This window comes from Cellulomonas citrea (assembly GCF_009829685.1).
Taxonomy (GTDB): domain Bacteria; phylum Actinomycetota; class Actinomycetes; order Actinomycetales; family Cellulomonadaceae; genus Cellulomonas; species Cellulomonas citrea.
Genome location: NZ_VWSD01000150.1, coordinates 1 through 7,152 on the forward strand (window position 1 = coordinate 1; position 7,152 = coordinate 7,152).

Sequence of the window (7,152 nt, forward strand, 5' to 3'; positions counted from 1 at the left end):
AGCCGAGAGGGCGAGCCACGAGGACAGCCGGTCGCGCAGCCCACGCTCCACCGCCAGGGCGAGCAGCCCGAACGCCACCGCCAGGACGGCCCGGCTGTACAGCGCGTTGGTCCAGAACAGCAGGCTGGCTCACCGAGCAGGGTGTCGACACGGCCCCCACGGCCGGTGCCGTCGCGGCGGCCGAGGCCGACGGCGCGACCGCGGTGGTCGTCGCCTGGGACGGGCGGGCGCGCGGGGTCCTCGTGCTGCGCGACCCGGTGAAGCCGACCTCCGCGGCGGCCGTCGCCCAGCTCACGGCGCTCGGGCTGCGCACCGTGCTGCTCACCGGGGACAACGCGGGCGCCGCGGCCGCGGTCGCGCGCGAGGTCGGCATCGACGACGTCATCGCCCAGGTGCTGCCCGCGGCCAAGGTCGAGCACGTCGCGGCCCTGCAGGCGGCGGGCGCCGTCGTCGCGATGGTCGGCGACGGGGTGAACGACGCGGCGGCCCTGGCCCAGGCCGACCTCGGTCTGGCGATGGGGACCGGCACCGACGTCGCGATCGAGGCCGCCGACCTCACGCTGGTGCGCGGCGACCTGGCGAGCGCCCCGCAGGCGATCCGGCTGTCCCGCGCCACGTTGCGGGTGATCAAGCAGAACCTGTTCTGGGCGTTCGCCTACAACGTCGCGGCGATCCCGCTGGCGGCGTCCGGCCTGCTCAACCCGATGATCGCGGGGGCCGCGATGGCCTTCAGCTCGGTGCTCGTGGTCACCAACTCGCTGCGGCTGCGCCGCTTCGTCTGAGCCGGCCGCCGGTCAGCGGGCGCCGGCGACCAGGGGCGAGGTCTCGACGCCGCCGCCGCGCTCGACGTGGTCGGCCTGGGCGCGCAGCCGACGGGCCACGTCACCGCGCACGGCCGCCGCGACGTGCGCGTCCAGCAGGTCGGCGAGCGTGCGCAACGTCGGGCCCTGCTGGGCGACGCTGGCGAAGAGGGTGACCGAGACCAGGTCGATCGTGGTGCGCCGCCGGGTGTCGCGCAGCACCAGGCGGACGCCGCCGCCGCCGGACGTCGACAGCTCGACCGCGGTGACGTCGGCGACCGGCACGGTGACCGGGCGCAGGCTCCAGCGACGGCGCGTGAGGGTGCCGGCGGCCGGGTCCACCCAGGTGGCCGAGCGCAGCAGCACCGCACCGAGGTAGCCGAGCAGCACGATCATCGGCAGCGACAGCCACCACAGCCACGGCCCGGCGACCCAGATGATCCCGAAGATCACGACGCCCACGGCCAGGAACCCGACCTCGACGACAGTGGCGGACCGCGGGCTCAGCCGCGGGATGGTCTGGCCGTACGTCGCTGGCACCGCGACTCCCTTCCTCTGCCGGGACTCTAGCGGCGCCCCGATCGGACCGGGGCGCACAGCATTCGTCCAGGTCTCGCCCAGACCGGGTCCCTACGCTGACGCCGTGAGCCAGCTGCCACCGAGCCCGACGCTGCCCGACGACGGGCTCGACCGCCGCACCCGGCGCCGGCTCACCGCCGAGATCTGGATCGTGCTCGGGCTGTCCTTGGCCAAGAGCGGGCTCTACGCGCTCATCGTGCTGCTCGACCGGGTCACCCAGACCACGAGCCTGGGTGACCAGGCGACCGCGCTCAACCCGAGCCAGTCGTCCCGGCCGTGGCTCGACCTGCTCTACCAGCTGTACTCGATCCTGGTGCCGCTGGTACCGGTCGCCCTCGTGCTCTACCTGCTCGCCGAGACGTTCCGGGCGGCGGCGCGGCGGATCGGCCTCGACTGGTCCCGGCCGTGGCGCGACCTGGGGACCGGGGCGCTGCTCGCCGCCGCGATCGGCATCCCCGGGCTGGGGCTGTACGCGCTGGGACGGGCGCTCGGGATCACGGTCCAGGTGCAGCCCGAGGCGCTGGGCAGCGCCTGGTGGACCATCCCGGTGCTGCTGCTCTCGGCGGCCCAGAACGGGTTGCTGGAAGAGGTGGTCGCGGTCGCCTACCTCAGTGAGCGACTGGGTCAGCTCCGCTGGCGCGGCCCGGCGATCGTGCTGGCGAGCGCCCTGCTGCGCGGCTCGTACCACCTGTACCAGGGGATCGGGCCGTTCATCGGCAACGTCGTCATGGGCCTGGTGTTCGCCGAGTACTACCGCCGCACCCGCCGGGTGGCCCCGCTCGTCGTGGCGCACACCCTCATGGACGCGTTCGTCTTCGTCGGCTACTCGCTCGTCCCCGCGGCGTGGCTGGTGGCGCTGCACCTCACCTGACGACGCCCCGACGACGACCGACGGGCCTCACCGCGCCTGGGCCACCGCGTCGAGCAGGCACGGCGGCACCCAGGTCCTCACCCGCTGCTCGCAGACGGCGAGCACCTGGCCCGTGGGCGAGATGACGATCTGGGTGTAGGGCGAGGTCATGTCCACCTGGTCCGGCACGAACGCGGTACCCGCGCCGGGGTAGCCGAACCCGTCACCACTCGTCAACCAGACGGGGTCGTCGTCGACCACGGTGTTGACCGACGACGCCAGCGGCAGCGGCCGACGGAGGCTGCCGTCCTCCAGCATCGTGCTCCAGGACGGGATCGACGGCCAACCGCTCCACCCAGCTGGGCGGGCCAGCGGGTCGGGCACCCGGTCCGGCCCCGTGGCCACCTGCACCGTCCCGAGCAGCACGACGGCCGCCGCCACTGCGAGCACCGCTGACCTGCTCATCGGCTCCCCCTGCCTGGCGGCCCGCCCCCGGACCGCACCCCGATCGTGGCGCATGTCCGGCCCGCCGTCACCGGTTTCCGGTCACCTGCGTGGCGCGACCGCGACCCCGGCGGCCGGGTGCGCTGGCCCGGGAGGGTGGTGGCCCGGGACACCCCGCGCCCGGCCGCAGGCCACGGCGCGCCGCGCTGCCTAGACTCGCCCCCATGCCGTCCACCCGTACGACCGGTCCGGTCGACGGGTCCGAACCGGTGGACGCAGACCGTCCGACGTCGAACGGGCCCGCACCGGCGACGCCCGCGACCACCGAGACGGCCGGGAGCACCGCCTCGACCGGGAGCGCCGCGCCCGACGCCGCCACCGCGGCGCCTGTCGTCGCGCCGGAGGAACCCCCGGTGGACGTCACCGACATCCCGGCCGTGCGGGTGCACCACCCCGGCGACCTGCTCTCGGCGATCGGTTCCCTGCTCGGCACGGGCGTCCTCATGCTGGCGGCGATCTACGCCCAGCACACGGCCTCCGGTGTGGCCGAGGACGTGCAGGGCTTCGCCACGCTGCTGCAGCGGATCCTCTTCGTGCCGGTGAGCGTGCTGGCCTCGGTGGTCACCATGGTGGGGCCGATCGCGGTGCTCGCCGAGCTCGCCGTCCGCCGCCAGGGCCGGCGGCTGCTGCTCGCCCTGGCCGCCGGGTTCGGCGCCACCGGCGTCGCGGTGCTCGTCTCCTGGGTGATCGTCACGACCGGCGCCAAGGAGCTCGAGCGCGGGCTGTCGGTCTGGGTCTCCGGGAGCTGGGAGCTGACCATCCCGGCCTTCGTCGCGATGCTCGCCGGTCTGCTCACGGTCGCCGGGCCGCACGGGAGGCGCCGCTCGGTCGGCTGGACCTGGAACCTGCTGTGGGTCGTGCTGGGCGTCATGGTGGTCACCGCCCAGGTGTCGCTGCCCGGGGTGGGCGTGGCGCTGCTGCTCGGCCGCGCCGTCGGGCTCTATGTGCGCTACCTGGGCGGGGTCGAGCCCGAGCAGGCCTACGGCCAGCGGCTGGTCGCCGGGGTGCGGCGGGCCGGGTTCGACCCGAGCAGCCTGGTGCGCGTGCCGGACGCCGCCACCGCCTCGGCCGGCCAGGCGCTGCCGCCGGCCGACCCGACGAGCCTGGCCCTGGCCCGGTCCACCGGTTCACGGGTGTACGCCCTGGAGACCACGGACGGACGGCGGCTGGACCTGCTCGTCATGGACGGCGACCGTCAGGTGGTCGGCATGCTGCAGCGCACCTGGCGGTCGATCCGGCTGCGCGGCATCGACGGGCGCCGGGTGGTCTCGTTGCGCCAGGCCGCCGAGCGCGCCGCGCTGCTGGCGTACGCCGCCGCCTCCGCCCGGGTGCGGATGCCGCGGCTGCTGTCCGTCGCCGAGGTGGACGACTCGATGCTCCTCGTGGTCGAGCACCCCGCCGGTGCCGTCCCGCTGTCCGAGCTGGCCGACGCCGAGGTGGACGACCGGCTGCTCGTCGACGTGTGGGCCCAGCTGCGGCGCGCGCACGCCGCCGGTGTCGCGCACCGCGCGCTGACCAGCGACGTCGTCCTGGTGGGCACCGGCGAGGACGGTTCGTCCGCGGTGTGGCTCACCGGCTGGGAGAACGGCGACGTCGCCTCCTCCGAGCTGGCCCGACGGATCGACGCCACCCAGCTGCTCGCGCTGCTGTCGCTGCGCGTCGGGCCGTACCGGGCGCTCGAGTCGGCGTCCCGGGTGCTCGCGGCCGAGGAGATCGCCGCGCTCGGCCCGTTGCTGCAGACCATCACGTTGCCCCGCCGCACCCGGGAGGAGATGCGCCGCAACCGCACGGTGCTCGCCGAGCTGCGCACCGCGCTCGTGGCCCGCATCCCCGAGGCCGACGTCGAGCCGCAGCAGCTCGTGCGGTTCGGCGCCCGGACCGTGATCACGGTGCTGCTCACGGCGGTGGCGGTCGTCGTGATCCTGGCGAGCATCAACGTGCAGCAGATCGGCCAGGCGCTGTCGGAGAGCGACTGGCGCTGGGGGCTGGTGTCGTTCGGGCTGGGGCTGGTCACGCTCGTCGGCGGTGCGCTGGCCCTCGTCGCGTTCTCCCCGGTCAAGGTCCCGCTGTGGCGCGCCACGCTGGTGCAGACCGCCGCGACGTTCGTCGCGCTCGCCGCCCCGGCGGGCATCGGGCCGGCCGCGCTCAACCTGCGCACCCTGACGCGGCGGGGCGCCTCGACCACGGTCGCCGCGGCCACGGTCGCCCTGGTCCAGGTCAGCCAGCTGGTGGTGACCCTCATCATGCTGCTCACGCTCTCGGTGCTGCCGGGGGGCAGCAGCGAGTCGCTCACGGTCTCGCCGACCATGCTCATCGTGCTCGGGGCGGTGGCCGTGCTGGTCGGCGTCGCGCTGCTGGTCCCCAAGGTGCGCGCCTGGGTGGTGGCCAAGGTGCGCCCGACCCTGCGCCAGACGTGGCCCCGCCTGGTCGAGGTGCTGGGCCAGCCGCTGCGCCTCGCGCTCGGCCTGGCCGGGAACCTCGTGATGACGCTGGGCTACGTGCTGGCCTTCGACGCGGCACTGCTCGCCTTCGGCCAGCACGTCGACCTGGTGCAGGTCGCCGTCGTCTACCTCGCGGGCAACACCGCGGGCGCCCTCGTGCCGACCCCGGGCGGGGTGGGCACGGTCGAGGCCGCGCTCACGGCGGGCCTCACCGGGATCGGGCTCAACCCCGGTGTCGCGGCCGCGGTCGCGGTGCTGTTCCGGGTCGCGACGTACTGGTTGCGCATCCCGCTGGGCTGGGTGTCGATGCGCGTGCTGCAGCGCAGCGGCGAGCTCTAGGCGCGAACCGGCTCAGACGGTCTGCGGGCTGCGCTGGGTGGGCACCTGGTCACCGGCGCCGAGCAGAGCGGCGATCCGGGCCCAGGACTGCACCCGAGGCATCGAGGGGCTGTCGGCTGTCGAACCACACGGGTCCATGAGGCACGTCCTGTCCGTTCGGTAGCCCGGCTGACCGCGTGGGTCCCGTGGCTTTGCGTCCCCCCCTCACGGAGGGTTTGCCGTTGTCGCTGACGAGGGCTCACCGTACTCACCCTTCTGGGCGTGCAGGAAGGGCGCGGATCGGGCAAAACGGACCACCACCAGGGATTTCACCCGGCCGGTCCGACCCGGTCACCCCGCGGCGGCAGCCCTCAGGAACGCGTTCATGATCGGGCCGGCCGTGGTCGCCCCGAAGTCGCCCGTCTCCACGAACACCGCGACCGCCAGGTCCCCCTGGGTGGCGATCATCCACGCGTGGTTGGCCGTCGACCCGTCGGACGCGGCGTACTGCGCCGTCCCCGTCTTCGCACCCACCGGGGCGCCGGGGACGTCCGCCAGGATCGTGGCGGTGCCGTCGGTGACGGCCGCGCGCATCATCGTCGAGAGCGCCTGCGCCTCGGGGCCGGTGAGCGGGGGGCCGGTGACCGGGGTGCCCGTGGCCGTCGGGTCCGCCGTCGCGGTCTGCGGTGCTGTGGCCGTGAGCACCAGCCGGGGGCTCACGGCGTGCCCCGCAGACACACTGGCCGCGACCACGGCCATGCCCAGCGGGGAGGCGAGCACCTGGCCCTGACCGATCATCGACGCGGCGTGCGAGGTCGCCGACGACGTGGCCGGCACCTCCCCGAGGTAGCCCGGGAACCCGGCCGGGGCCCCGGGAGCCAGGCCGAGCGAGGCGGCGGCGGAGGCCAGGGCCGCATCGTCGACCCGGCCGGCCGCCCCCACGAAGGCCGTGTTGCACGAGTGCGCGAACGCCGTGCCGAACGGGATGTCACCGAGCTCGGCGGCGGGGTAGTCGGGCACGTTGCTGAACACCTTGCCGTCCACGGTGACCGACGGCGGGCAGCTGAGGGTCCCGGCCGGGTCCAGCCCGGAGCGCAGCAGGGCGAGGGCGCTCACCACCTTGAACGACGAGCCCGGCGCGTACTGCCCGAGCGTGGCGGTCGAGGTCCCGCCGCCGCCGGGCCCGGACGCGACCACGAGCACGTCACCGGTGGAGGGCCGGACCGCCACGATCGCCGAGGCGGACTCCTGCCCGGCGAGCAACCCCTCGGCGGTCTGCTCGAGGGTGAGGTCGAGCGTGGTCCGCAGGTCACCGCCGGCGACGGGTTCGGTGCGCAGCAGCTGGCGCCGGGTGACCTTGTCCGGCGACGTGGCGATCACCTCCACACCGGGCCGTCCGCGCAGCTGCTCGTCGTACTGGCGCTGCAGACCCGACAGGCCCGCGAGGTCGCCCGCGACGACGGCGCCGTGCGAGGCGTCGATGATCTCGGCCGTCGCCGGGCCCACGGTGCCCAGCACGGCGCGCGCGAACGTCCGGGTCGGCGCCAGCGGGGTCTCGCCGTCGACCAGGCGGACGCCATCGATCTCGCGCAGCTTCCCCAGGTCGACCCCCGGGTCCTGGGCCCGCAGCACGATCGCCTCGACGAAGGCCTTGGGACCG

The 7,152-nt window shown here is 74.9% G+C and carries 5 protein-coding genes, 1 pseudogene and 1 riboswitch; of the genes and pseudogenes, 3 read left to right on the forward strand and 3 right to left on the reverse strand.

Annotated features, from left to right (window positions below; all coding sequences use genetic code 11):
• Positions 1–776 (forward strand): annotated as a pseudogene (locus F2B26_RS13435) (HAD-IC family P-type ATPase); the annotation flags it as partial.
• A gap of 18 nt (positions 777–794) precedes the next feature.
• Here the strand turns inward: F2B26_RS13435 and F2B26_RS13440 are convergent.
• On the reverse strand, positions 795–1,340 hold the full coding sequence (locus tag F2B26_RS13440; protein WP_159810205.1) for a hypothetical protein: 546 nt from the start codon (positions 1,338–1,340) through the stop codon (positions 795–797).
• A 103-nt stretch (positions 1,341–1,443) separates the two neighbouring features.
• Between F2B26_RS13440 and F2B26_RS13445 the strand changes: the two genes are divergently transcribed.
• Positions 1,444–2,250 carry a CPBP family intramembrane glutamic endopeptidase gene (locus tag F2B26_RS13445; RefSeq protein WP_235929672.1) on the forward strand — a complete coding sequence of 269 codons (807 nt, stop codon included), beginning with the start codon at positions 1,444–1,446 and terminating at the stop codon, positions 2,248–2,250.
• Between the two features lie 27 nt (positions 2,251–2,277).
• Here the strand turns inward: F2B26_RS13445 and F2B26_RS13450 are convergent, their stop codons facing one another.
• Positions 2,278–2,694 carry a hypothetical protein gene (locus tag F2B26_RS13450; RefSeq protein WP_159810209.1) on the reverse strand — a complete coding sequence of 139 codons (417 nt, stop codon included), beginning with the start codon at positions 2,692–2,694 and terminating at the stop codon, positions 2,278–2,280.
• Positions 2,695–2,897: 203 nt separating this feature from the next.
• Between F2B26_RS13450 and F2B26_RS13455 the strand changes: the two genes are divergently transcribed.
• Positions 2,898–5,513: a lysylphosphatidylglycerol synthase transmembrane domain-containing protein gene (locus F2B26_RS13455; protein ID WP_159810211.1), complete on the forward strand. Its 2,616-nt coding sequence runs from the start codon at positions 2,898–2,900 to the stop codon at positions 5,511–5,513.
• Between the two features lie 155 nt (positions 5,514–5,668).
• Positions 5,669–5,743: riboswitch (cyclic di-GMP riboswitch) on the reverse strand.
• 100 nt (positions 5,744–5,843) lie between these two features.
• Here F2B26_RS13455 and F2B26_RS13460 read toward each other — a convergent pair.
• On the reverse strand, positions 5,844–7,152 hold a 1,309-nt coding region (locus tag F2B26_RS13460), incomplete at its 5' end, for a penicillin-binding transpeptidase domain-containing protein (protein WP_268891109.1).